This window comes from Candidatus Pelagibacter sp. Uisw_099_02 (assembly GCF_047727625.1).
Lineage (GTDB): Bacteria > Pseudomonadota > Alphaproteobacteria > Pelagibacterales > Pelagibacteraceae > Pelagibacter.
In genome coordinates, this window is record NZ_CP159822.1 from 637,393 (window position 1) to 660,366 (window position 22,974).

At 31.5% G+C, this 22,974-nt stretch carries 29 protein-coding genes; all 29 read right to left on the reverse strand.

Annotated features, from left to right (window positions below; all coding sequences use genetic code 11):
* Position 1: 1 nt before the first annotated feature.
* Entirely contained in the window at positions 2-466 is a 465-nt protein-coding gene (gene rpsK / locus ABXT47_RS03465) for a 30S ribosomal protein S11 (RefSeq protein ID WP_415309344.1), read from the reverse strand.
* A gap of 7 nt (positions 467-473) precedes the next feature.
* Positions 474-857: a 30S ribosomal protein S13 gene (rpsM, locus tag ABXT47_RS03470; protein WP_415309345.1), complete on the reverse strand. Its 384-nt coding sequence runs from the start codon at positions 855-857 to the stop codon at positions 474-476.
* Between the two features lie 55 nt (positions 858-912).
* Complete coding sequence (locus ABXT47_RS03475) at positions 913-1,554, reverse strand: adenylate kinase (protein ID WP_415309346.1); 642 nt, start codon at positions 1,552-1,554, stop codon at positions 913-915.
* A gap of 4 nt (positions 1,555-1,558) precedes the next feature.
* Positions 1,559-2,839, reverse strand: coding sequence for a preprotein translocase subunit SecY (gene secY, locus ABXT47_RS03480; RefSeq protein WP_415309347.1), 1,281 nt, complete (start codon positions 2,837-2,839; stop codon positions 1,559-1,561).
* Positions 2,840-2,849: 10 nt separating this feature from the next.
* Positions 2,850-3,311: a 50S ribosomal protein L15 gene (gene rplO, locus ABXT47_RS03485; protein WP_415309348.1), complete on the reverse strand. Its 462-nt coding sequence runs from the start codon at positions 3,309-3,311 to the stop codon at positions 2,850-2,852.
* Positions 3,311-3,823, reverse strand: a complete 513-nt coding sequence (gene rpsE, locus ABXT47_RS03490) for a 30S ribosomal protein S5 (RefSeq protein WP_415309349.1) — start codon at positions 3,821-3,823, stop codon at positions 3,311-3,313. The genes rplO and rpsE overlap by 1 nt, the downstream gene beginning before the upstream one ends.
* Before the next feature lie 2 nt (positions 3,824-3,825).
* Positions 3,826-4,182: a 50S ribosomal protein L18 gene (rplR, locus tag ABXT47_RS03495; protein ID WP_415309350.1), complete on the reverse strand. Its 357-nt coding sequence runs from the start codon at positions 4,180-4,182 to the stop codon at positions 3,826-3,828.
* Positions 4,182-4,721: a 50S ribosomal protein L6 gene (gene rplF, locus ABXT47_RS03500; protein WP_415309351.1), complete on the reverse strand. Its 540-nt coding sequence runs from the start codon at positions 4,719-4,721 to the stop codon at positions 4,182-4,184. The genes rplR and rplF overlap by 1 nt, the downstream gene beginning before the upstream one ends.
* Positions 4,721-5,116: a 30S ribosomal protein S8 gene (gene rpsH / locus ABXT47_RS03505; RefSeq protein ID WP_415309352.1), complete on the reverse strand. Its 396-nt coding sequence runs from the start codon at positions 5,114-5,116 to the stop codon at positions 4,721-4,723. The genes rplF and rpsH overlap by 1 nt, the downstream gene beginning before the upstream one ends.
* A gap of 10 nt (positions 5,117-5,126) precedes the next feature.
* Entirely contained in the window at positions 5,127-5,432 is a 306-nt protein-coding gene (gene rpsN / locus ABXT47_RS03510) for a 30S ribosomal protein S14 (protein WP_271492416.1), read from the reverse strand.
* A 1-nt stretch (position 5,433) separates the two neighbouring features.
* Positions 5,434-5,988: a 50S ribosomal protein L5 gene (gene rplE, locus ABXT47_RS03515; protein ID WP_415309353.1), complete on the reverse strand. Its 555-nt coding sequence runs from the start codon at positions 5,986-5,988 to the stop codon at positions 5,434-5,436.
* Complete coding sequence (rplX, locus tag ABXT47_RS03520; RefSeq protein WP_415309354.1) at positions 5,988-6,236, reverse strand: 50S ribosomal protein L24; 249 nt, start codon at positions 6,234-6,236, stop codon at positions 5,988-5,990. The genes rplE and rplX overlap by 1 nt, the downstream gene beginning before the upstream one ends.
* Before the next feature lies 1 nt (position 6,237).
* Positions 6,238-6,606 carry a 50S ribosomal protein L14 gene (gene rplN, locus ABXT47_RS03525; RefSeq protein ID WP_415309355.1) on the reverse strand — a complete coding sequence of 123 codons (369 nt, stop codon included), beginning with the start codon at positions 6,604-6,606 and terminating at the stop codon, positions 6,238-6,240.
* On the reverse strand, positions 6,603-6,839 hold the full coding sequence (gene rpsQ, locus ABXT47_RS03530) for a 30S ribosomal protein S17 (RefSeq protein ID WP_415309356.1): 237 nt from the start codon (positions 6,837-6,839) through the stop codon (positions 6,603-6,605). Before rpsQ ends, rplN begins: the two co-directional genes overlap by 4 nt.
* Complete coding sequence (gene rpmC, locus ABXT47_RS03535) at positions 6,832-7,023, reverse strand: 50S ribosomal protein L29 (protein ID WP_415307771.1); 192 nt, start codon at positions 7,021-7,023, stop codon at positions 6,832-6,834. The genes rpsQ and rpmC overlap by 8 nt, the downstream gene beginning before the upstream one ends.
* Before the next feature lies 1 nt (position 7,024).
* Positions 7,025-7,435: a 50S ribosomal protein L16 gene (rplP, locus tag ABXT47_RS03540; RefSeq protein ID WP_169036407.1), complete on the reverse strand. Its 411-nt coding sequence runs from the start codon at positions 7,433-7,435 to the stop codon at positions 7,025-7,027.
* A 2-nt stretch (positions 7,436-7,437) separates the two neighbouring features.
* Complete coding sequence (gene rpsC / locus ABXT47_RS03545) at positions 7,438-8,118, reverse strand: 30S ribosomal protein S3 (protein WP_415307772.1); 681 nt, start codon at positions 8,116-8,118, stop codon at positions 7,438-7,440.
* The gene (gene rplV, locus ABXT47_RS03550) at positions 8,102-8,500 is read right to left on the reverse strand and encodes a 50S ribosomal protein L22 (RefSeq protein ID WP_415307773.1); all 399 of its coding nucleotides are present in this window, start codon (positions 8,498-8,500) and stop codon (positions 8,102-8,104) included. The genes rpsC and rplV overlap by 17 nt, the downstream gene beginning before the upstream one ends.
* A 2-nt stretch (positions 8,501-8,502) precedes the next feature.
* Entirely contained in the window at positions 8,503-8,799 is a 297-nt protein-coding gene (gene rpsS / locus ABXT47_RS03555) for a 30S ribosomal protein S19 (protein ID WP_415307774.1), read from the reverse strand.
* The gene (gene rplB / locus ABXT47_RS03560; RefSeq protein ID WP_415307775.1) at positions 8,799-9,644 is read right to left on the reverse strand and encodes a 50S ribosomal protein L2; all 846 of its coding nucleotides are present in this window, start codon (positions 9,642-9,644) and stop codon (positions 8,799-8,801) included. Before rplB ends, rpsS begins: the two co-directional genes overlap by 1 nt.
* A 3-nt stretch (positions 9,645-9,647) precedes the next feature.
* Positions 9,648-9,941, reverse strand: a complete 294-nt coding sequence (gene rplW, locus ABXT47_RS03565; RefSeq protein ID WP_415307776.1) for a 50S ribosomal protein L23 — start codon at positions 9,939-9,941, stop codon at positions 9,648-9,650.
* 1 nt (position 9,942) lies between these two features.
* Positions 9,943-10,566, reverse strand: a complete 624-nt coding sequence (gene rplD / locus ABXT47_RS03570; protein WP_415307777.1) for a 50S ribosomal protein L4 — start codon at positions 10,564-10,566, stop codon at positions 9,943-9,945.
* Complete coding sequence (gene rplC, locus ABXT47_RS03575; protein ID WP_415307778.1) at positions 10,566-11,276, reverse strand: 50S ribosomal protein L3; 711 nt, start codon at positions 11,274-11,276, stop codon at positions 10,566-10,568. Before rplC ends, rplD begins: the two co-directional genes overlap by 1 nt.
* A gap of 2 nt (positions 11,277-11,278) precedes the next feature.
* Entirely contained in the window at positions 11,279-11,587 is a 309-nt protein-coding gene (rpsJ, locus tag ABXT47_RS03580; protein WP_006996810.1) for a 30S ribosomal protein S10, read from the reverse strand.
* A gap of 5 nt (positions 11,588-11,592) precedes the next feature.
* Entirely contained in the window at positions 11,593-13,671 is a 2,079-nt protein-coding gene (gene fusA, locus ABXT47_RS03585; protein WP_415307779.1) for an elongation factor G, read from the reverse strand.
* 6 nt (positions 13,672-13,677) lie between these two features.
* The gene (gene rpsG / locus ABXT47_RS03590; RefSeq protein ID WP_415289728.1) at positions 13,678-14,148 is read right to left on the reverse strand and encodes a 30S ribosomal protein S7; all 471 of its coding nucleotides are present in this window, start codon (positions 14,146-14,148) and stop codon (positions 13,678-13,680) included.
* A 2-nt stretch (positions 14,149-14,150) separates the two neighbouring features.
* The gene (rpsL, locus tag ABXT47_RS03595; protein WP_415307780.1) at positions 14,151-14,522 is read right to left on the reverse strand and encodes a 30S ribosomal protein S12; all 372 of its coding nucleotides are present in this window, start codon (positions 14,520-14,522) and stop codon (positions 14,151-14,153) included.
* 170 nt (positions 14,523-14,692) lie between these two features.
* On the reverse strand, positions 14,693-18,865 hold the full coding sequence (rpoC, locus tag ABXT47_RS03600; RefSeq protein WP_415307781.1) for a DNA-directed RNA polymerase subunit beta': 4,173 nt from the start codon (positions 18,863-18,865) through the stop codon (positions 14,693-14,695).
* A 2-nt stretch (positions 18,866-18,867) separates the two neighbouring features.
* A complete protein-coding gene (rpoB, locus tag ABXT47_RS03605; protein ID WP_415307782.1) occupies positions 18,868-22,956 on the reverse strand; it encodes a DNA-directed RNA polymerase subunit beta in 4,089 nt (1,362 codons plus the stop codon).
* Positions 22,957-22,974: the final 18 nt, after the last annotated feature.

The following is a 22,974-nucleotide window of genomic DNA, read 5'->3' on the forward strand; positions in this document are numbered from 1 at the left end:
ATTAAACTCTCCTTTTCTTTGGTGGTCTTACGCCGTTATGTGGCATTGGTGTTGTATCTTTTATAGAAAGAATCTTAAATCCTTTCGCTTGTAATGCTCTTAATGCTGTTTCTCTTCCAGAGCCAGGTCCTTTAACTTGCACAGTTAAAGTCTTCATCCCATACTCTAAGGCTTTAGATGCAGCAGAATCTGCTGCCACTTGTGCTGCATATGGAGTTGATTTTCTTGAACCTTTAAAACCCTTTTGTCCAGATGAAGCCCATGAAATAACATTTCCATTAGTATCTGCTATAGAAATTATTGTATTATTAAAAGTTGATTGGACGTAAGCAATACCATTAAGGATATGTTTTTTAATTTTTTTCTTTTTGGAATAAGAACTTTTTTTAGATTTTTTATCAGCTTTTTTTTCTACTTTTTTCTCTATTACAGAATCTGAGTTTTCTACTTTATCTACTTTAGCCATAAATTAATTATTTTTTAAGTGGTGTTAATTTTTTTCCTGCAATTGCAATAGCTTTACCTTTTCTAGTTCTAGCATTACATCTTGTTCTTTGTCCTCTAACTGGAAGTTTTTTTCTATGTCTAGACCCCCTATAACATGCAAGATCAATTAATCTTTTAATAGTTAATGAGTAGTCTCTTCTAAGATCACCTTCTACTTTAAAATTAGCATCGATATATTCTCTAATTTTTAAAATATCTTCATCTGTTAATTCGTTAATTCTTTTTTTAGTAGGAATTTCCAAAGATTTACAAATTTGATTTGAAAACTTATCACCAATTCCATAGATATAAGTTAATCCTATGTGGACAAGTTTATTTTGGGGAATGTTTACACCTGCTATACGAGCCATATTTTTGAGATTAATTTTAGCCTTTTATATAAGAAGATGTTCTAAAGTCAACGCCTTAAACATTAAGAACACCATTGATTTTATTGGTAATTTGATCAATTTCACCGGCACCATCAATTTCAGTAAAATTTTCATTTTTTGAGTAATAATCAAGGACAGGTTTAGTTGTTTTCATGTATGTCTCATATCTGGCTACTACAACATCAAAATTGTCATCTTTTCTCTTCTTAAGAAACTCTTTGCCACAGGGATGCAATTCTATTTGCTCTTTGTTAAAAAATTCATTTAAAGACATGTTACATTTATCACATGTCATTCTGCCCATTATTCGTTTTTCAATGATATCTTTTGAAACATTCAAAAAAATTATATGACCAATTGTTTGATCGAATTCACTTAAAATTATCTCTAAATTTTTGGCTTGATCAACATTTCTAGGGTAGCCATCAAAAATAATCCTATCTCTAAATTTAAGATTTGTAATAGATTGTCTTAACAGTGTGTTAACTATTTTATCTGAGGCAAATTTACCATTTGATATCAATTGTTCTATTTCACTCCCAAGTGTAGTTTTTAACTTAATCTCTTCTCTTAAAAGATCACCAGTTGATAATTGAAAGTAGTTGTGTTTTTTTACAATGAATTGAGCTTGTGTACCCTTTCCTGCTCCAGGAGGACCGAATAAAATTATATTCACAAAATTATTTACCGAATTTGGTTTTTTTTATCAATTGTTCATATTGAGAACTCATCAATCTAGTTTGTATTTGAGTTACAGTATCAATTGCAACAACAACAACAATCAAAATTGAAGTTCCACCAAGATAAAAAGGTATTGGATAATTTGCAATTAAAAACTCTGGCATCAAACATACCATTGTTAAATAAAGAGCGCCTATTGTAGTAAGTTTAGTTACAATCTTATCAATATATAAAGCAGTGTTCTCCCCAGGTCTAATGCCAGGTACAAAACCACCATATTTTCTTAAATTATCAGCAGTCTCTGTCGGATTGAATGTAATTGAAGTATAGAAGAAAGTAAAAAATATTATTCCAGAAGCATATAATAACATGTAAAGGGGTTGACCTTGAGTAAAGTATGAACTTATGTTTAAAAATGCATCATTATTTGAAAAACTAAAATTAGAAAAGGTTACTGGCAATAGCAATAAAGCTGACGCAAAGATAGCTGGTATAACTCCTGCTTGATTAATTTTTAAAGGTAAATGAGAAGACTCACCTCCATACATTTTGTTACCCATTTGTCTTTTAGGATAATTTATTAGAATTTTTCTTAATGCTCTTTCCATAAAAACAATAAACATAATTGTTACAACTAATAATACAAAAATTCCAATAATCATAATTGTAGATACCGCACCAGTTCTGCCTAATTCAAATGTAGTTACTAAAGCTCTTGGTATCTCAGCAACAATCCCTGCAAAAATGATTAATGAAATACCATTACCAATACCTCTCTGCGTTATTTGTTCACCAAGCCACATTAAAAACATCGTTCCAGCAACAATAGTTGAGACTGCAGTTATTGTAAAAAATAAACCTGGAGTTATAACTAAGTTTTCAGATGATTGTAAACCTACTGATAAACCATAACCTTGAATTGTAGCTAACAATACTGTTCCATATCTTGTAATTTGAGTAATTTTAGCTCGACCAGTTTCTCCCTGGGCTTTTAGATTTTTAAAATAATCAGACACACCAGTTAATAATTGAACAATAATAGAAGAAGAGATATATGGCATTATTCCTAGTGCAAAAATTGCCATTCTGCTTACTGCCCCACCAGAAAAAACATTAAACATTCCAAGCAATCCCTTTTGATTACCACTCATCATTGTCTGTAGTTGCTCCGGATCAATTCCTGGAATCGGAACAAAAGTGCCAAATCTATAAACTGCTAAAATAAATATTGTGAAAATTATTCTGTTTCTAAGATCATTAGTTTGAGAAGATGCGCTCATAATACCTTAACTATTTTTTTAACTGTATTGTGCCACCAGCCTTCTCTAATTTAACAATGGCAGATTTTGATATTAAATCAGCTTCAATGCTTACTTTATTTTTTATATCACCTGTACCAAGTATTTTTAATTTTTGAGAATTTTTATTTATTAACTTCAACTTTATAAGCAAAGCAATATTTATTACATCACTAGAATTAATAGTTTTTTCGTCAATATAAGACTGAATTTTATCTAGGTTCATTATTGCTATAATAGCTTGGTATCTCTTAATGGCATTAAAACCTCTTTTGGGTAATCTTCTATATAAAGGCATCTGACCTCCTTCAAAAGCCTTAATGGCTACACCTGATCTTGATTTTTGACCTTTAACTCCTCTTCCTGAAGTTTTACCTTTGCCCGATCCAATACCTCGACCAACTCTCATCTTCTTTTTGTATAAAACTTTTCCAGTAGTATTTAATGTGCTCATTATCCTCTTTTTTCAATTACGTCAGAAATCTTTTTATTTCTAATTGTTGCTATATGTTTGGGTGAATTTTGTTTTGAAAGAGCTTTCATTGTAGCTCTTATCATATTATGAGGGTTGGAAGTTCCCATTGATTTTGCAACTATATCTTTAATTCCTAAAACCTCACATACTGCTCTAACTGGACCACCAGCAATTATACCCGTTCCTTTAGGCGCAGACCTTAAAACAATTTTACCCGCACCATCTTTTCCATAAACATCGTGATGAATTGTTCTTCCTTCTCTCAGTGGAATATGAATTAACAATCTTCTAGCAGTTTCGTTGGCCTTTTTAATTGCGTCAGGGACTTGTTTTGCCTTAGCATGTGCTATACCAATCTTACCGGCTTGGTTTCCTACAACAACAAGTGCAGAGAAACCAAATCTACGTCCACCTTTTACAACTTTAGTAATTCTATTAATGTGAACTAATTTCTCTAAAATACCATCGTCATTTTTTTTCTTAAAATCCATAATTAAAATTCCATTCCATTTTTACGTAATGTTTCAGCGAACGCCTTAACTCTACCATGATATTTATAAACCCCTCTATCAAAATAGATTTTTGTTATCTTTTTTTCTACAGCTTTTTTTGCTAGTTTTTCAGCGACAATTTTTGAAATTTCTGTTTTGTTAATTTTTTCCATGGCTTTTATTTCTTTTTCAATAGAAGAAGAAGAAAGTAGGGTAATATTTTTAACATCATCAATTATTTGTGCTGATATATTTTTTGAAGATCTCGAAATACTTAATCTAAATCTTTCAGGAGAAGAAACATTTTTTACTTTATTAGTCACCCGAAATTTTTTTCTCTGAATAGCATTTAATTTCATTATTTTTTCTTTCCTTCTTTTCTTAATATATGCTGACCTTTTTCTCTAACACCTTTACCTTTATAGGGCTCAGGTTTTCTAAAAGATTTAATTTTTGAACAAACCATACCAACTTGTTGTTTGTCAGAACCACTAACTTTAATAGTCGTTTGTTTTTCAACAAGAATTTTGATACCATCTGGTATATCAAAGTTTATATCATGACTATAACCAAGTTGTAGATTTAATATTTTATCTTTTAATGCAGCCCTGTATCCAACACCGACTAGCTCAAGTATCTTTTCATAACCAGTACTAGAACCAATTACAGCATTGTTAATTAAGCTTCTATTCATTCCCCATAGTCTTTTAGAATTTTGATCAACTTTTTTTGGTTTAATTGAAATTTCTTTTCCCTCTGTAATATCAAGATTAAACATTTCTAAATCAACATTAAGAGATTTTTTTCCTAATGGTCCCTCAATATTAAGAACATTGCCAGACATTACTGCTTTAACTTTTTCAGGAATTGAAATACTTATTTTACCAATTTTAGACATTAAAATACCTTACAGATTATTTCTCCACCAACTTTTTGCTTCCTAGCATCTACGTCAGTCATTACACCTTTTGGAGTAGAAATGATTGCCACACCAAGTCCACCATTAATTTTTGGCAAACTATCAGCACTTGAAAAAATTCTTCTTCCTGGCTTTGAAACTCTTTCAAAAGTACTAATAACTGGGTTGCCTGAATAATATTTTAAATCTATCGATAAAACAGGTTTTTTGTCTGCTGTATCAATTTTGTATTCTTTAATAAAACCTTCATTTTTAAGAATATCAGCAATTTTAACTTTAAAGTTAGAAGATGGTAGTGCTACTTTTTTGTGATTTCTAACTAAAGCATTTTTTATTCTTGCTATCATATCTCCAATTGGGTCACTTAAACTCATATATTCCTTTCTACCAGCTCGACTTCGTCATGCCTGGAATTAATCCATGCAATCCTAAGTCCCTTAAAGCTATTCTTGATATTTTTAATTTTCTGTAAACACCATGTGGTCTTCCAGTAATTTGACACCTGTTCATAACTCTATTTTTTGCAGAGTTCCTAGGTAAATTAGATAATTTTTGTTGTGCTTTGAACCTTTCTTCTAGAGAGATTTTCTTGTCCATAATAATTTTTTTTAAAGCTAGTCTTTTTTTAAAAAGTCTATCTGAAAGTTTAATTCTTTTATCATTTTTTTGAACTGCGCTTACTTTTGCCATCTTAATTGTCTCCTTTTTTAATAAATGGAAAGTTTAACTTCTCCAAAAGTGCAAGACTATGATCTTTATTCATAGCAGCTATTACAACTACCACATCAAGTCCTCTAATTTTGTCTATTCTATCAAAATTAACTTCTGGAAAAATTATATGTTCCTTAATTCCAAAAGTATAATTGCCAAATTTATCAAAACCTTTTGGGGATAAGCCTCTGAAATCTTTTATTCTAGGCAAAGCAATATTGACTAATCTATCAATAAATTCATACATTTTATTGCCTCTTAAAGTAACTTTTAAACCAGCGTTTGAACCTTTTCTTGTTTTAAAGTTTGCTACTGATTTCTTAAATTTTGTAACAGTTGGTTTTTGTCCTGTTATTTTTCCCAAATCTTCCTCTGTAGATTTCATAATTTTAGCATCAGCACCATCTAGCCCTAAACCCATATTAATAACAACTTTAAGAACTTTTGGTCCTTGATAGGTATTTTTAAAGCCCAACTTCTCTTTAAGGGCAGGCTGTATTTCTTTATAATAAAGTTCTTTTAATCTTGGTGTCATTATTTTTTAGCCTCGGTTTTTTTTATTTTTTCTTTTATATCAACAAGAGCAAGGTTTGAAATATGAATAAAGCTTTCTTTGGAAATTATTCCACCTTTTTTTTCTTTTGTAGTTTTTACATGTTTCTTCACAATGTTAATTCCTTGAACCTTTGCTCTGTTATTAGATCTGTCTATTTCAATGACTTCACCTTCCTTTTTTTTATCTCTTCCAGTTAATACTTTTACTTTAACTCCTTTTTTAATCATTTTATAATACCTCAGGAGCCAATGAAATTATTTTCATTTGACCTTTATTTCTTAATTCTCTTGTTACAGGACCAAAAATTCTTGTTCCTACTGGTTCACCTTTGTCATCAACTAAAACTGCAGCATTATTATCAAATTTAACTTTTGAGCCATCTTCTCTATGAATCCCATATTTAACACGAACTACGACTGCTTTATGTACAGAGCCTTTTTTCACTTTTCCTTTTGGTATCGCCTCTTTTACAGCAACAACAATAGTATCGCCAATACTAGCATATCTACGTTTAGAACCGCCTAGAACCTTAATGCACTCAATTCTTTTTGCGCCAGTGTTGTCTGCAACCAACATCTCAGTTTGTACTTGTATCATTTAGAACCATCCATTACTTGAAATTTTTTATTTTTAGAAAAAGGTCTGCATTCAATAATTGAAACTTTATCACCTGTTTTAAATTTATTGTTTTCATCATGAGCGTTATATTTCTTTTTTACCTTAACAACTTTTTTTAATACTGGGTGCGAGTATTTTCTCTCTACAGCTACAGTAATGGTTTTATTTGGTTTATCACTTGTAACTATCCCTGTTAATATTTTTTTAGGCATCTAATTTTCCTTTAAGTGTAGTTTTTAATCTTGCTATTGTTTTTTTCGTTTGTCCAATTTTGGATGGGTCTTTAATTTCAGAATTAATTCTTTGAAATCTAAAATTAAATAAATCTTTTTTTAATTTATCTATATTTTTTAAAACTTCGTCTTTAGATAATTTTTTTATTTCTTGCTTTTTCATATTAAACGAATCTCTTTATAAATTTAGTTTTAATTGGTAGTTTTGCAGATGCTTTATATAAAGCTTCTTTTGCAATCGTCTCTGAAACACCATCAATTTCAAATAAAATTCTTCCAGGCTTAACTCTACATGCCCAATACTCAGGAGCGCCTTTACCTTTACCCATACGTACCTCAACAGGTTTCTTAGAAACGGGGATATTAGGAAAAATTCTTGTCCATACACGACCTTGTCTCTTCATATGTCTAGTTAAAGCAACTCTTGCTGCTTCAATTTGTTTTCCAATGATCCTCTCAGGAGCCATAGCCTTTAAAGCGAATGAACCATAGTTAATCTTTGCAGCACGAGTAGCAGTTCCATGAATTCTACCTTTATGTGCTTTTCTATATTTTGTTCTTACTGGCTGTAACATAATTACTCTTTAACCTCTTTAGGTTTTACCTTGTTTGTTTCTTGGCTAAATTCTTTTGCAAATACTTCACCCTTATAAATCCAAACTTTAATTCCTATAATTCCAAATGTTGTTAAGGCTTCAGCTTCATCATAATCAATATCTGCTCTTAATGTGTGAGAAGGAATGCTGCCCTCTCTCAACCATTCTGTTCTAGCTATTTCATTTCCACCAAGTCTACCACTTATTGAAACTTTAATACCCTTGGCACCTAATCTCATGCAAGATTGCATAGCCCTCTTCATAGCTCTTCTGTAGGATATTCTTTTAACTAACTGTTGTGCAATATTTTCAGCTACTAAATAGGCATTAGTTTCTGGTTTCTTAATTTCTTTTATATTTAAAGATACTTCATTGTTAGTGAATTTAGACAAATTATTTTTAATCTTATCAATATCACTACCTTTTTTACCAATGACAAATCCAGGTCGAGAAGTATAGATTGTAACAAAGCATTTGTTTGAAGTTCTTTCAATCATTACTTTAGATACACCAGAATTAACAACATTTTTCTTGATATAAGCTCGAATTTTAAAATCCTCAATTAGATAATTTCCAAAATCTTTCTTTTTAGCATACCAAACAGAGTCCCAACCTCTATTTACGCCAAGTCTAAAACCTATTGGATTAACTTTTTGTCCCATGACTCTCCATTTGTTTTGCTTCTGATAATATAATTGTAATTGTTGAATAGGGTTTTAAAATTGGAGCTGCCCTTCCTTTTGCTCTTGGTCTAAATCTTTTCATTACAACTTTTTTTCCACAATAAGCTTCTTTTACAATTAACTTATCAATATCATATTGATTGTTATTTTCAGCATTAGCGATGGCTGATGAAACAGTTTTTCTAATCTCTCTAGTTATTCTTTTTGCAGAAAATTGTAATTCTCTAATAGCAACATCAACTTTTTTTCCAACAATTGCTTTAAGAATTGGATTAAGTTTTCTAACACTAGATCTAATATTATTATTTACAGATCTAACTGTATCAACTTTAGTTCTATTAATTTTCTTTTTTTTATTCATAATTATTTCTTAGCTGCCGTTGCTGGTTTTGCTTTCTTGTCTGCAGGTGTATGACCAAAAAATGTTCTTGTAGGTGAAAATTCACCAAGTTTGTGCCCAACCATATCTTCAGAAATGGTCACTGGTATAAATTTTTTTCCATTATAAATCAAAAAACTAACACCAATAAATTCTGGTATTATAGTTGATTTTCTTGACCAAGTTTTAATTGGCATTTTTTTTGGATCTAATTTTTGTTTTTCAACTTTTTTAATTAAACTCTCTTCGACAAAAGGACCTTTCCACACTGATCTAGCCATTACTTTTTAGTATCCTTTCTTTTGTTTCTTCTTTTAACTATGAACTTATCTGTTCTTGCGTTTGTTCTTGTTTTTAATCCTTTTGCACCTTGACCTGTCGGAGATACGGGGTGTCTTCCACCAGCACTCTTACCTTCACCACCACCATGTGGGTGATCAACTGGGTTCATCACAACTCCTCTAGTATGAGGTCTTCTACCTAGCCATCTTGATCTGCCAGCTTTACCAATTTTAATATTTTTTTGATCTGGATTCGACAAAACACCTATAGTTGCCATACATCTTGAATCAATTTTTCTAACCTCACCAGAAGTCATTTTAATTAATGAATAATTGCCATCTAAGCCACTTATAGTAACAGACGTTCCTGCTGATCTGGCTATTTTTCCACCACCACCTGGTTGTAATTCAACATTATGAACATTTACACCTACTGGAATGTCTCTTAAAGGCATACAATTTCCAACTTTAATTTCTTTAGCAGATCCATTTTCCACAACATCGCCAACATTAATTTTTTGAGGTGCTAAATAGTAAAAATGAGTTCCATCTTCAAACTTAATCAACATGATATAACATGACCTGTTTGGATCATACTCAATACGCTCAACAGTACCAGGTACATCAAATTTTTTTCTGTAAAAATCCACTAGTCTATACATTTTTTTATGTCCACCACCCGACATATTTCTAGATGTGATGTGACCGTTGTTATTTCTTCCACGCATTGAGTTTTTAGGCTCAACAAGCGTTTTAAATGGCTTTCCTCTCCATAAACCAGTTCTATCAACAAGAACTGTTCCTCTAGTAGATTTTGTATATGGTTTAAATGTTTTTAATGCCATTGTTTAAATTCCTGTTGTTAGGTCTATGCTTTGACCTTTTTTTAGGGTTATAATTGCTTTTTTATATCCTTGGACATTTACTTTTTTACCTCTTTTAACAACTTTTCTGTTTTGTTTATTGATAATATTAATTTTAATAACATTAACTTTAAAAATTTTTTCAATATTTTTTTTTAAATTAGTCTTATTAGCCTCTCTTGGTACCTTAAATACTATTTTGTTTTGTTCAGAAAGATTTGTAGTCTTTTCAGTCACCATAGGTGATAAAATTTTATCGTATAAATGTATTTTATCCATTTTAAGAATATCTCTTTTCTAGTTCTTTTATTGAGCTTTCAGTAAATACAACTTTTTTAAATTTGATAATATCAAAAGCACTAAAATGGTTAATATCAGTAACTTTAACATTTGGAATATTTCTCATAGATTTTTCAACTTTATCTTTTGAAGTTTTATCTAAAATTATTAACGAATGTGTTAATTCAAATTTCTTAATGATTGAGTGCATCTCTTTGGTTTTTTTAATTTCTGTACTAAAATCACTAAAAATTAATAAATTATTAAGTTTATTTTTTTCAGTAATTAGTGAGGCTATGCTTAGTTTTTTTTCACTTTTATTAAGTTTTCTTTTTTTATAAGCTAGTTGACCCTTAGGACCATGCGCAACACCACCTCCAACAAATATAGGAGCTTTTCTGCTGGCATGACGTGCTCCACCAGTCCCTTTTTGAGCGTAAATCTTAGAAGTAGATCCAGCAATTTCATTTTGTTGTTTTGTTTTAGCGTGTCTACCTTTGTAGTTAGCATTAGTTTTGTACAAAACATTATCAACTAACTTCTTATTTATTTTTGCTGAGAAAATTTTATCTAAAACTTCAATAGAGTCTTTTTTCCCATCTAAATTTATTTTGTCTATTTTCATTATCTTTTCTTTTTATCTGGTGTTTTTTTAGCTTCCTCAGCAGCAGTAATTTTTTCTTTAATAGTCATTTTATTAATAACTTTTACTGACTGCTTAACTAGTATTTCTGAATTCTTAGAACCCGGTATCGAACCTTTTACATATAATAATTCATTTTCTAAATCTGTTTTAATAATTTCTAAATTTTGCATAGTTCTAACTCTGTCACCCATATGACCAGCCATTTTTTTTCCTTTAAAAACTTTACCTGGGTCTTGTCTTTGACCTGTTGAACCATGTGATCTATGTGAAACTGATACTCCATGAGTTGCTCTTAAACCACCAAAATTATGTCTTTTCATAGCACCAGCAAAACCTTTACCAATGGTTTTAGAGGTGGTATCTACGAATTTAACTTCGTTGAATATTTCTAATCCAAATTCATTACCTTCTTTATATTCTTCAGTACTTTTAACTCTAAACTCTTTTAATAACTTCTTGGCCTCTGTATTCTTTTTGGCATACAAGCCCTTCATAGCTTTTGTTAGTTTTGAGTTTTTAATATTACCAAATCCTAATTGTACTGCTTTATATCCACGCTTATCATGTTCAATCACGTTAATAACTCTAGCTTTTTCCATTTTGATTACAGTCACAGGAACTAAACGACCCGTTTTATAAAACTCTCTAGTCATACCTATTTTTTTTCCAACTAAAGCTATTTCAGTCATAATTAAATTTTTATCTCCACATCAACACCCGACGCTAAATCTAGTTTCATTAATGCTTCTACAGTTTGAGGTGTAGGTTCAATAATATCGATTAATCTTTTATGTGTTCTTGTTTCAAATTGCTCTCTACTTTTTTTATCAATGTGAGGACCTTTTAGTACTGTATATCTTTCAATTCTAGTTGGTAATGGTATTGGTCCTTTAATAGTAGCACCTGTTCTCTTAACAGTATTTACAATTTCTTCAGTAGATGCATCTAGAATCTTATTGTCATAAGCTCTTAATTTGATTCTAATATTTTGTTTTTCCATAATAATTATCCAGCAATCTTTTTAGTTACTTCATCCTGCACATTTTGCGGAACTTTAGAGTAATGATCAAAGAACATTGAGTATTGGGCTCTTCCTTGAGACATAGATCTTAAACTGTTTATATATCCAAACATATTAGCTAGGGGAACCATTGCCGTTATTACAGTTGCATTTCCTCTGCTTTCTTGCTCACTTATTTGACCTCTTCTACTATTTAAGTCACCAATAACATCACCCATATAATCTTCAGGAGTTACAACCTCAACTCTCATTACTGGTTCTAATAATTTTAATCCACCTCTAGTACAAGCTTCTTTAAAGCAAGCTCTACCAGCAAGTTCAAATGCAAGAACACTCGAGTCAACATCGTGGTGTAATCCATCTAAAATTGTAACTTTATAATCGATCATTGGAAATCCAGCTAAAATTCCACCATCAGATATTGTTTCAATACCCTTCTCAACACCTGGAATAAATTCTTTAGGAATTGATCCACCTTTAATTTTGCTATCAACCTCTCTTCCTTTACCTGGCTCTTGAGGTTCTACTAAAAGTTTAACTTTAGCAAACTGTCCAGCACCACCACTTTGTTTTTTGTGGGTGTACTCAAACTCAGATGCATTTTGAATAGTTTCACGGTAAGCAACCTGAGGTGCTCCAATATTTGCCTCAACATTAAATTCTCTTTTCATTCGATCAACAATAATATCTAAGTGCAATTCACCCATACCTTTAATTATTGTTTGACCAGATTCTTCATCTGAAGTTACTCTAAATGAAGGATCTTCTTTTGCTAATCTTGCTAAAGCTTCACCCATTTTTTCTTGGTCAGCTTTAGTTTTTGGCTCAACAGCAATTTCAATTACTGGCTCAGGAAACTCCATTGGCTCAAGTAAAACTGGATTAGCCTCATCACATAAAGTGTGACCAGTTATTGTGTATTTAAGACCAGCTAATGCAACGATATCACCAGCATTTGCCTCTTTAATATCTTCTCTAGAATTTGCATGCATTAAAAGCATTCTGCCAACTCTTTCCTCTTTTTCTTTTGAAGTATTATAAACTGCTGTTCCAGTTTTAATTGTTCCAGAGTAAATTCTTATAAAAGTTAATGATCCAACAAATGGATCATTCGCAACTTTAAAAGCTAAAGCTGAAAAACCAGCTCCATCATCAAATTTCATTTCTTTAATATCTTCAGTTCCTGGTATCGTTCCATTAATTGAACCAATATCAATTGGGCTTGGAAGGTAATTAATAACTGCGTCAAGTAACGGCTGAACACCTTTGTTTTTAAATGCTGAACCAGTAGTTATTGGAACAAAGCTGAAATTTAGTGTTCCTTTTCTTATACATTTAATTAAATCTTCTTCTTTAATTTCTTCGCCATTTAGATAGCTTTCCATTAATTTTTCATCCTGCTCAACAGCTGTTTCAACAAGTTCAGTTCTATATTTTTGAGAAATCTCTTTTAAATCATCAGGAATCTCTTTATATTCCCACTCTGCACCTAAGGCTTCATTTTTCCAAACCTGGGCTTTCATCTTAACTAAGTCAACAACTCCAACTAAATCTGCTTCCATACCAATTGGGACTTGTATAACTAGAGGTTTGCAACCAAGTCTATCTCTAATCATATCCACACATCTATAAAAATCTGCACCAGTTCTATCTAGTTTATTTACAAAGCAAATCCTTGGAACTTTATATTTGTCAGCTTGTCTCCATACTGTTTCTGATTGAGGTTCAACACCAGCAACACCGTCAAAAACACATACAGCACCATCTAAAACTTTTAATGATCTTTCGACTTCAATGGTAAAATCTACGTGACCAGGAGTATCAATAATATTAATTCTATGGTCATTCCAAAAACAAGTAGTTGCAGCAGAGGTAATTGTAATTCCTCTTTCTTGTTCTTGCTCCATCCAATCCATTGTTGCTGCACCATCATGCACTTCACCAATTTTGTGACTTTTTCCGGTGTAATATAAAATTCTTTCAGTAGTAGTGGTTTTACCAGCATCAATATGAGCCATAATTCCAATGTTACGATACGTGTCTAATGTATTAATTCTAGCCATAATTTTTTACCACCTAAAATGAGCAAAAGCCTTATTCGACTCAGCCATTTTATGTACATCTTCTCTTTTTTTAACTGCTGATCCTTTTTTTTCATATGCATCATACAGTTCATTAAAAATTTTATCAGACATATGCTTGTCTTTTCTTTTTCTTGAAGCGTCAACTAACCATCTAATAGCAAGTGCTTGAGCACGATTATTTTTAACTTCAACTGGAACTTGGTACGTTGCACCACCAACTCTTCGAGATCTAACTTCTACAGTAGGTTTGATATTATTAATAGCTTCATTAAAAACATTAATTGGCTCTTCTTTAGTTTTTGATTTAATTTTTTCAATTGCTTCATATACAATTTTTTCAGCAACAACTTTTTTTCCATCATACATAATTGAGTTAATTAGTTTTGGAATAATGGTTGATTTAAAAATCGGATCTGGAGTGACAACTTTTTTTGGTTGCGTTTTTTTTCTAGACATAATTATTTACCTTTTTTAGTTCCATACAAAGATCTACGTTTCTTTCTATTTGCAACTGCTTGTGTATCTAGATTTCCTCTAAGAATATGATAACGAACACCTGGTAAATCTTTAACACGACCACCTCGAATTAAAACTACTGAGTGTTCCTGTAAATTATGCCCTTCACCACCAATGTAAGCTGTAACTTCAAAGCCATTTGAAAGTCTAACTCTTGCAACTTTTCTTAATGCAGAGTTCGGTTTTTTAGGAGTTGTTGTGTAAACTTTAAGACACACACCTCTTTTTAAAGGTTGTTTTTCAAGTGCAGGAACTTTATTTCTTGCAACTGGTCTAATTCTTTTCTTTCTTAACAACTGGTTAATAGTTGGCATAAATTTTTAATTAATTAATTAATTTATTTTTGAATGAAAATAACTGACAGGTTATTTTGTGGCAGCGTTTAGTTCCGTAAAGTAGGTACTACATTCCAACCAAAAACATCGTCAAAATACTGTTTAATTTAACTTTGTCAAACTAAAACTACAATTAAAACGTGTTTTTTTTATTGATTAGCAGCAGTTTCTGCAGATTCAGCAGGCTCTATTTTGTCTTGATCAGCAAGAAATTTTTCATCTGCTTCAATAGCGTTTTTGTTCCATTTATTCTTAATGTGACCAGTACCAGCCGGAACTAATCTACCTACAATAACATTTTCTTTTAATCCATTTAGTGGGTCAACTTTACCTTTAATGGCCGCATCTGTGAGCACTCTAGTGGTTTCCTGGAATGAAGCAGCTGAAATAAATGACTCTGTTTGAAGTGATGCTTTTGTAATTCCCATTAAGACTCTTTCACCAGCAGCAGGATTTTTCCCTTCAGCTACAAGTTTTTCATTTGTTATATCAAATTTAATTCTATCAATCATTTCTCCAGGTAAATAGGACGAATCACCGGAAATTTTAATTTCAACTTTTTTAAGCATCTGCCTCAAAATAGTTTCTATGTGTTTATCGTTGATTATTACACCTTGTAATCTGTAAACTTCTTGAACCTGATTTACAAAATACTCTGTTAAGTCTTTTATGCCTAAAATTCTAAGAATATCATGAGGCAAAGGTTGTCCATCAAGTAAATATTCTCCTTTTTTAATTTTTTCACCTTGATTAAAATTTATATGTTTGCCTTTTGGAATTAAATAATTTGAAGGTTCACCTTCTTCAGGTTGAATAGAAATTTTTTGTTTTCCTCTAACTTCTTTTCCAAATAAAACTTGTCCATCATTTTCAGCAATGATAGCACTATCTTTTGCTTTTCTTGCCTCAAATAATTCAGCTACCCGTGGTAATCCACCTGTAATATCTTTTGTTTTAGTTGTTTCCTTGGGTAATCTTGCGATTATATCACCTGCAAATATTTTTTGTCCATCTTCAACAGATAAAATTGAATCTGGAACTAAATAATATCTAGCTTCATTGTCGTCTGCTTTTTTAATAACATTACCTTTATCGTCTCTTAAAGTTATTCTTGGTTTTAAATCTGTGTTTTTAGATTGTGCTCTCCAGTCAATCACTGATTTAGATGAGATACCAGTAGCGTCATCAGTAGTTTCCTGAATCGAAACTCCATCAATTAAATCAACATATCCAGCTATACCACTTTTTTCAGCAATTACTGGCGTAGTGTAAGGATCCCATTCACAAATTTTTTCATTAGATTTAATTTTATCACCGTTTTGAAAAAACAATTTTGATCCATAAGCTACTTTATAAACAGCAACCTGAAGTCCATTATCATCTTCAATAGAAAGTTGAGTATTTCTACCCATTACAATTAAATTTTTCTTAGAATCTTCTAATAAATTGGAGTTAATAATTTTTAAAGTACCTGCAGATTTTGTAACAATTTGAGACTCTTGTTTTACAGAGGCTGTTCCCCCAACGTGAAATGTTCTCATAGTTAGCTGCGTACCAGGTTCCCCAATAGATTGAGCTGAAATCATACCAATTGCCTCACCAACATGAACCATTTTACCTCTTGATAAATCACGTCCATAACACGTAGCACAAACACCTTTTTTAGAACTGCATGTCATTACAGAGTATGCTTTTATGAATTTGACACCAGCTGCATCAATTTTATCACAACCAGCTTCATCTATCATTACATCTTTTTTGATTACAATTTCTCCTGTTATAGGGTTTTTAACATCAAAAGCAGTCACTCTTCCTAACGCTCTCTCAGATAAACTAACAACAACATTTCCACCTTCAAGAATTTCACCTAGCTCAATAAAGCCAGGATTATCACATTTTAATTTTGAAATTGTAAGATCCTGAGCAACATCACAAAGTCTTCTAGTTAAATAACCAGAACTTGCAGTTTTTAAGGCAGTGTCAGCAAGACCTTTTCTTGCTCCATGAGTTGAGTTAAAATATTCAAGAGCAGTAAGACCTTCCTTGAAATTAGAAATGATTGGTGTTTCAATAATTTCACCAGAAGGTTTTGCAATTAGTCCTCTCATTCCAGCTAACTGTTTCATTTGTGCGGCTGATCCTCTAGCACCACTGTCAGCCATCATAAACACAGAGTTAATTTTTACCCCATCAGCAGTACTCTCAGTTGCAGAAATACCTCTCATCATTTCTCCTGCCACTTTATCAGTACATTTTGACCAAGCATCAACTACTTTATTATATTTTTCACCTCTAGTAATTAAACCTTCAGAGTATTGGTTTTCATAATCAGCAATTAATTTTTTAGTATCTTCAATTAACTGTCCTTTATTTGATGGAATCACAAGGTCATCCTTACCAAATGAAATACCAGCTTTAAAAGCGTGCTTAAAGCCTAAATCTTTTAAATGATCACAAAAAATAACTGTTGTTTTTTGACCACAAAATCTGAAGACACTATCTATAATTTCAGAAACTGTTTTTTTTGGTAACAACCTGTCTATCATAGAAAAAGTAATGTCTTTATTCTTTGGTAATAGATTTGCTAATAAAAATCTTCCAGCAGTTGTTGTATATTTTTCAAATTTTTTATTTCCTTTTTCATCGACAGTTTCAAATCTAGATACGATTGTAGAGTGTACTTTTATTTGACCAGTTGATAACGCATGTTCAATTTCATCATTATTTACAAAATAACCATCTGGCTTTTCTGTCTGAAAAGGTGCTTGAGACAAATAGTAAAGTCCTAAAATCATATCCTGACTTGGTACGATAATTGGTTTACCATTTGATGGGCTTAAAATATTATTGGTAGAAAGCATTAAAATTCTAGCTTCTAATTGTGCTTCTAAACTTAACGGAACATGTACTGCCATTTGGTCACCATCAAAATCAGCATTAAACGCTGCACAACATAAAGGATGTAATTCAATGGCATCTCCTTCTATTAACTTAGGTTCAAACGCTTGCACACCTAGTCTGTGAAGAGTTGGAGCTCTGTTAAGTAGTACAGGGTGCTCTCTAACAATTAATTCAAGCGCATCCCAGACAGCATTAGTTTCTTTTTCAACTAGTTTTTTTGCCTGTTTAATTGTCGAGGCTAATCCTAACTTATTTAGTCTTGCGTATAAGAAAGGTTTAAATAGCTCTAGTGCCATTTTTTTTGGCAATCCACATTCATGAAGTTTAAGATCAGGTCCAACAACAATTACCGATCTACCTGAATAATCTACTCTTTTTCCTAATAAGTTTTGTCTAAATCTACCTTGCTTACCTTTTAACATTTCAGCTAATGATTTAAGAGGTCTTTTACCAGTGCCAGTTATCACTCTACCCCTTCTACCGTTATCAAATAAAGCATCAACAGACTCTTGAAGCATTCTTTTTTCATTTCTAACAATAATATGTGGCGCTTTGAGGTCCATTAATCTCTTTAAACGATTATTTCTATTAATAACCCTTCTATAAAGGTCGTTTAAATCAGATGTGGCAAATCTTCCACCATCAAGAGGAACAAGAGGTCTTAGCTCTGGTGGAATAACTGGGATAACAGTTAATATCATCCATTCTGGTTTTTGACCAGTTTCAATAAATGATTCAATCAATTTAAGTCTTTTGATTGATCTTTCCTCGTTAACTTTTGATTTTGTTTCTTTAATATTATTAATTAAAATTTTTCTTTCTTGATCAAGATCCATTGATTTCAGAATTGACAAAATAGCTTCAGCACCAATACCTGCTTCAAAAGATTCTTCACCAAATTCATCTTGGTATTTTGCTAATTCTTCCTCATTTAAAAGTTGATTTTTTTGAAGTCCAGTTAAACCTGGCTCAATAACAATAAAGTTTTCAAAGTATAAAACTCTTTCTACTTCTTTTAGTTTCATATCAACAGCAAGGGATATTCTGCTAGGTAAAGATTTTAAGAACCATATGTGAGCAACAGGTGTTGCTAAGTTAATGTGACCCATTCTTTCTCTACGCACATTAGATTTAGTAACTTCAACACCACACTTCTCACATATAATGCCTCTAAATTTCATTCTTTTGTACTTACCACATAAACATTCATAGTCTTTTATTGGGCCAAAAATTCTTGCACAAAATAAACCATCTTTTTCAGGTCTAAAGGTTCTATAATTAATAGTTTCAGGTTTTTTAATCTCACCATAAGTCCACGACTTAATTTTCTCTGGACTAGCTAGTGTTATCTTGATGCTGCTAAAGTTCTGAGCCTCAGAAACTTCACTGTTTTTAAATAAATCTGTTAATTCTTTTTTCATAATTAATTTAATTCTATGTTCAGTGCTAATGATTTAATTTCTTTAACTAGTACGTTAAATGATTCTGGAATACCAGATTCAAAATTTTCTTCACCTTTAACTATAGTTTCATAAACTTTAACTCTTCCAGCTACATCATCAGATTTAACAGTCAAAATTTCTTGTAAAGTGTAAGAAGCACCATAAGCTTCAAGTGCCCAAACTTCCATTTCACCAAATCTTTGACCACCCAACTGCGCTTTACCACCCAGGGGTTGTTGAGTAACAAGACTGTAAGGCCCTGTAGATCTAGCATGTATTTTATCTTCAACAAGGTGGTGAAGTTTTAACATATAGATAATTCCAACAGTAACTGGTCTATCAAACATTTCTCCCGTTCTACCATCCCATAAATTTGTTTGCCCAGAAGTTGGTAACTTGGCTAACTCAAGCATTTCTGAAACATCTTTTTCTTTAGCACCATCAAAAACAGGTGTTGATATTGCAATACCATTTTGTAAGTTTTCACAAAGATCCTTAAATTCTGTTTTATTTAATTTATTGATACCATCATCAAATACTTCATTGCCATAGACCGATTTTAAGAAAGAAGAAATTTTTTCAGTTTTTTCAAATTTTTTATTATTTTCATTAACCAACCTTTTAACTTCTTCACCAAATTCTTTACACGCCCATCCTAGATGGGTTTCTAATATTTGACCAACATTCATACGACTAGGTACACCCAGTGGGTTTAAAACAATATCAACCGGTCTTCCATCTTCTCTATACGGCATATCTTCGACAGGAACAATTTTACTGACAACACCTTTGTTACCATGTCTACCTGACATTTTATCACCAGGTCTTAATCTTCTTTTAATTGCAACAAAAACTTTAACCATTTTCATAACACTTGGTAATAAGTCATCACCACTTCTTATTTTAAGAACCTTATCCTCAAATCTCTCTAAAATATCTTGTTTAGCTTTATTGTATTGATCTTTTAACTGAGCAATACTTGCTTCATCATTTAGGTTTCCTACAGTAATCTTAAAAACATCATTGATACTAATTTGGTTTATAGTTTCTAAATTAAGTGTGGTTCCAACATCAATATCTTTAATTTTTTTAGTTAATGATGCGCCAGAAAGAATTTGATTAGCTCTCTGTTTTATACTTCTTTCTAAAATTTCTTCTTCAACAATCTTATCTTGTTGAACAGTTTCAATTTCTGCTCTTTCTATAGTTATTGATCTCTCATCTTTTTCAATTCCATGTCTGTTAAAAACTCTAACATCAACAATTGTACCACTGCTACCTCTAGACATCCTTAAAGATGTATCTGTTACATCAATTGCTTTTTCACCAAAAATTGATCTTAATAATTTTTCCTCAGGGCCTGAAGCAGAATCACCTTTGGGGGTAACTTTTCCAACTAAAATGTCACCTGCTTTAACTTCAGCACCAATATATACAATTCCAGACTCATCAAGATTTTTTAAAGATTCCTCATTAACGTTTGGTATATCTCTAGTAATATCTTCTTCACCTAATTTTGTATCTCTTGCCATAACTTCATACTCCACAATGTGAATAGAAGTAAATACATCATCAGTTACACATCTTTCTGAAATTAAAATTGAATCCTCAAAATTGTATCCTTGCCAAGGCATAAATGCTACAGTTACATTTTTTCCTAACGCTAGTTCACCTAATTTAGTTGACGGACCATCTGCAATAATATCCCCTGCTTTAACTTTATCTCCAACTCTAACTAATGGTTTTTGGTTAATGCATGTATTTTGGTTTGATCTTTTGAATTTTTGTAAGTTATAGATATCTACTCCAGATTTTGTAAAATCTGTTTCTTCAGTAGCCTTAATAACAATTCGTTTACCGTCAATTTTATCAACTGTACCATCACGATTAGCAACAATAGTAACACCTGAGTCAAGAGCAACATCACTTTCTATACCTGTTCCAACTAGAGGAGACTCTGGTTTCAGCAAGGGCACAGCTTGTCTCATCATGTTAGATCCCATAAGAGCTCTATTTGCATCATCATTTTCTAAAAATGGAATTAACGATGCTGCAACAGAAACTAATTGTTTTGGAGATACGTCAATATAATCAATATTTTCAGGTTTTGATAAAACAAAGTTTAAGTTTTCTCTACACGGAACTAATTCTTCTAAAATTTTTCCACTTTTATCAAGCTTCGCATTTGCTTGTGCGATTGTATATTTTGTTTCTTCCATTGCTGAAAGATATTCAACTTTATCTTCGACTGTTCCATTTTTGACTTTTTTATATGGACTTTCAATGAAACCATATTTATTAATTTTTGCATAAGTGGATAAGCTATTGATTAGACCAATATTCGGACCCTCAGGAGTTTCAATGGGACAAATTCTTCCATAATGGGTAGGGTGAACGTCACGAACATCAAATCCAGCACGTTCTCTAGTTAAACCACCAGGGCCTAAAGCAGAAACTCTTCTTTTATGTGTTATTTCTGATAGTGGATTTGTTTGATCCATAAATTGAGAAAGTTGAGAGCTTACAAAAAAATCTTTTAAAGAAACAGTCAATGGTTTTGCATTAATTAAATCTTGAGGCATAGCAGATTCTATATCAAGGGTTGTCATTTTTTCCTTAATAGCTCTTTCCATTCTATAAACACCTATACGTGCTTGGTTTTCTACAAGCTCTCCTACTGATCTGACTCTTCTATTGCCTAGGTGGTCAATATCGTCAACTTCATCTTTACCATCACGTAAATCTAGCATTTTATGAACTATAGCTATAATATCATCATTTCTTAAAATTGTAATTTTATCAGAACATTCTAAGTTTAATCTTGAATTCATTTTAACTCTACCAACGTCTGAAAGATCATATCTGTCAGAACTAAAAAATAAATTATTAAAAATTTGTGTAGCAATCTCTACTGTAGGGGGCTCACCTGGTCTCAAAACTTTATAAATTTCTGAAATTGCTTCTTCTTTACTATTATTTTTGTCGTTTAATAAAGTTGTTAACAAATAAGGTCCTTTATTAATTGAATTTGTAATTGAAATTTCAATTGAATTTATATTAGCTTCTAAAATTTGCTGAATAATTGTATCATTTAACTCAGTACCAATTGCAAAAACTCCCTCTTCTTCATCATTTACTCTAATATCTCTATGAAGGTATTTTCCATAAAGAGATTCTTGTGAAACCAAGATATCTTTTAATCCATCACTGGCTAGCTTCTTTGCTGTTATATAATTAACTTTATCGCCTAATTTAATAACAATATTACCATTTTTGCTATCAATAACTTCTTCAGAAAAATTTTTAGCTTTATAATTTTCTGGATTAAATTTTGTCTTCCACTTTCCAGTTTTGGAATCTAATGAATAAGTTTCTTTATCATAAAATTCATCTGCTATTTCAGGCTTAGTAAAACCAAGAGCCATAAGTAAAGTTGATGAAAATATTTTCTTTTTTCTATCAATTTTAAAATATAAAAAGTCTTTAACGTCATATTCTAAGTCTAGCCATGAACCTCTATTGGGAATGACTCTGCAGTTAAAAAGAAGCTTACCGCTCGCATGAGATTTTCCTTTATCATGATCAAAAAAAACACCAGGACTTCTATGCATTTGATTCACAACAACTCTTTGAACGCCATTAGTTATAAACGTTCCACTGCCAGTCATCATAGGAACTTCTCCCATGTAAACTTCTTGTTCTTTAGCAGATAAAATATCTTTAGTGTTATTATCTGGGTCTATTTCATAAACAACTAATCTTAAGGTACACTTAAGTGCCGATGTGTAAGATAAGCCTCTTTGAATACATTCTTCTGTATCAAATTTTGGTTTTTCTAATCTATAAGCAACATATTCGAGTGTCGCTTTATCGTTTAAATCTTCAATTGGAAAAATACTTTTAAAAACTCTATCGAAACCTTTTGATAAATCTCCAGCTTCAAGATCAAAATCTGTTAATTGTTTGTAAGAATTTTTCTGAACTTCAATTAAATTTGGAATGGATAAAGTTTCAGCTAACTTACCAAAACTTTTTCTTACATTTTTTTTTTGAGTAAAAGATAGTTGCATCTATTAATAGTTACTGAT

Excerpts from the sequence above, each read along its gene's own strand:
- rplO (WP_415309348.1), bottom strand. The coding sequence starts at position 3,311 with ATGAGCACATTAAATACTACTGGAAAAGTTTTATACAAAAAGAAGATG.
- rplF (WP_415309351.1), bottom strand. The coding sequence starts at position 4,721 with ATGTCTAAAATTGGTAAAATAAGTATTTCAATTCCTGAAAAAGTTAAA.
- rplD (WP_415307777.1), bottom strand. The coding sequence starts at position 10,566 with ATGAAAATAGACAAAATAAATTTAGATGGGAAAAAAGACTCTATTGAA.
- rplP (WP_169036407.1), bottom strand. The coding sequence starts at position 7,435 with ATGTTACAGCCAGTAAGAACAAAATATAGAAAAGCACATAAAGGTAGA.
- rplB (WP_415307775.1), bottom strand. The coding sequence starts at position 9,644 with ATGGCATTAAAAACATTTAAACCATATACAAAATCTACTAGAGGAACA.
- rpsG (WP_415289728.1), bottom strand. The coding sequence starts at position 14,148 with ATGTCTAGAAAAAAAACGCAACCAAAAAAAGTTGTCACTCCAGATCCG.
- rpoC (WP_415307781.1), bottom strand. The coding sequence starts at position 18,865 with ATGAAAAAAGAATTAACAGATTTATTTAAAAACAGTGAAGTTTCTGAG.
- rplV (WP_415307773.1), bottom strand. The coding sequence starts at position 8,500 with ATGAATAAAAAAAAGAAAATTAATAGAACTAAAGTTGATACAGTTAGA.
- rplC (WP_415307778.1), bottom strand. The coding sequence starts at position 11,276 with ATGACTGAAATAGCTTTAGTTGGAAAAAAAATAGGTATGACTAGAGAG.
- rpsJ (WP_006996810.1), bottom strand. The coding sequence starts at position 11,587 with ATGGAAAAACAAAATATTAGAATCAAATTAAGAGCTTATGACAATAAG.
- rplN (WP_415309355.1), bottom strand. The coding sequence starts at position 6,606 with ATGATACAAGTACAAACTGAGATGTTGGTTGCAGACAACACTGGCGCA.
- rplW (WP_415307776.1), bottom strand. The coding sequence starts at position 9,941 with ATGGATAAAATACATTTATACGATAAAATTTTATCACCTATGGTGACT.
- rpsE (WP_415309349.1), bottom strand. The coding sequence starts at position 3,823 with ATGGATTTTAAGAAAAAAAATGACGATGGTATTTTAGAGAAATTAGTT.
- rpoB (WP_415307782.1), bottom strand. The coding sequence starts at position 22,956 with ATGCAACTATCTTTTACTCAAAAAAAAAATGTAAGAAAAAGTTTTGGT.
- rpsN (WP_271492416.1), bottom strand. The coding sequence starts at position 5,432 with ATGGCAAAAGTAAGCGCAGTTCAAAAAAATGATAAAAGAATTAAACTT.
- secY (WP_415309347.1), bottom strand. The coding sequence starts at position 2,839 with ATGAGCGCATCTTCTCAAACTAATGATCTTAGAAACAGAATAATTTTC.
- rpmC (WP_415307771.1), bottom strand. The coding sequence starts at position 7,023 with ATGAAAAAGCAAGAAATAAAAAAATTATCTAAAGACGAAGTTTTAAAA.
- rpsH (WP_415309352.1), bottom strand. The coding sequence starts at position 5,116 with ATGAGTTTAAGTGACCCAATTGGAGATATGATAGCAAGAATAAAAAAT.
- rpsM (WP_415309345.1), bottom strand. The coding sequence starts at position 857 with ATGGCTCGTATAGCAGGTGTAAACATTCCCCAAAATAAACTTGTCCAC.
- rpsS (WP_415307774.1), bottom strand. The coding sequence starts at position 8,799 with ATGGCTAGATCAGTGTGGAAAGGTCCTTTTGTCGAAGAGAGTTTAATT.
- rpsQ (WP_415309356.1), bottom strand. The coding sequence starts at position 6,839 with ATGCCTAAAAAAATATTAACAGGGATAGTTACAAGTGATAAACCAAAT.
- rpsL (WP_415307780.1), bottom strand. The coding sequence starts at position 14,522 with ATGCCAACTATTAACCAGTTGTTAAGAAAGAAAAGAATTAGACCAGTT.
- rplX (WP_415309354.1), bottom strand. The coding sequence starts at position 6,236 with ATGATTAAAAAAGGAGTTAAAGTAAAAGTATTAACTGGAAGAGATAAA.
- rplR (WP_415309350.1), bottom strand. The coding sequence starts at position 4,182 with ATGAAATTAAATGCTATTCAGAGAAAAAAATTTCGGGTGACTAATAAA.
- rpsK (WP_415309344.1), bottom strand. The coding sequence starts at position 466 with ATGGCTAAAGTAGATAAAGTAGAAAACTCAGATTCTGTAATAGAGAAA.
- rpsC (WP_415307772.1), bottom strand. The coding sequence starts at position 8,118 with ATGGGACAAAAAGTTAATCCAATAGGTTTTAGACTTGGCGTAAATAGA.
- rplE (WP_415309353.1), bottom strand. The coding sequence starts at position 5,988 with ATGACACCAAGATTAAAAGAACTTTATTATAAAGAAATACAGCCTGCC.
- fusA (WP_415307779.1), bottom strand. The coding sequence starts at position 13,671 with ATGGCTAGAATTAATACATTAGACACGTATCGTAACATTGGAATTATG.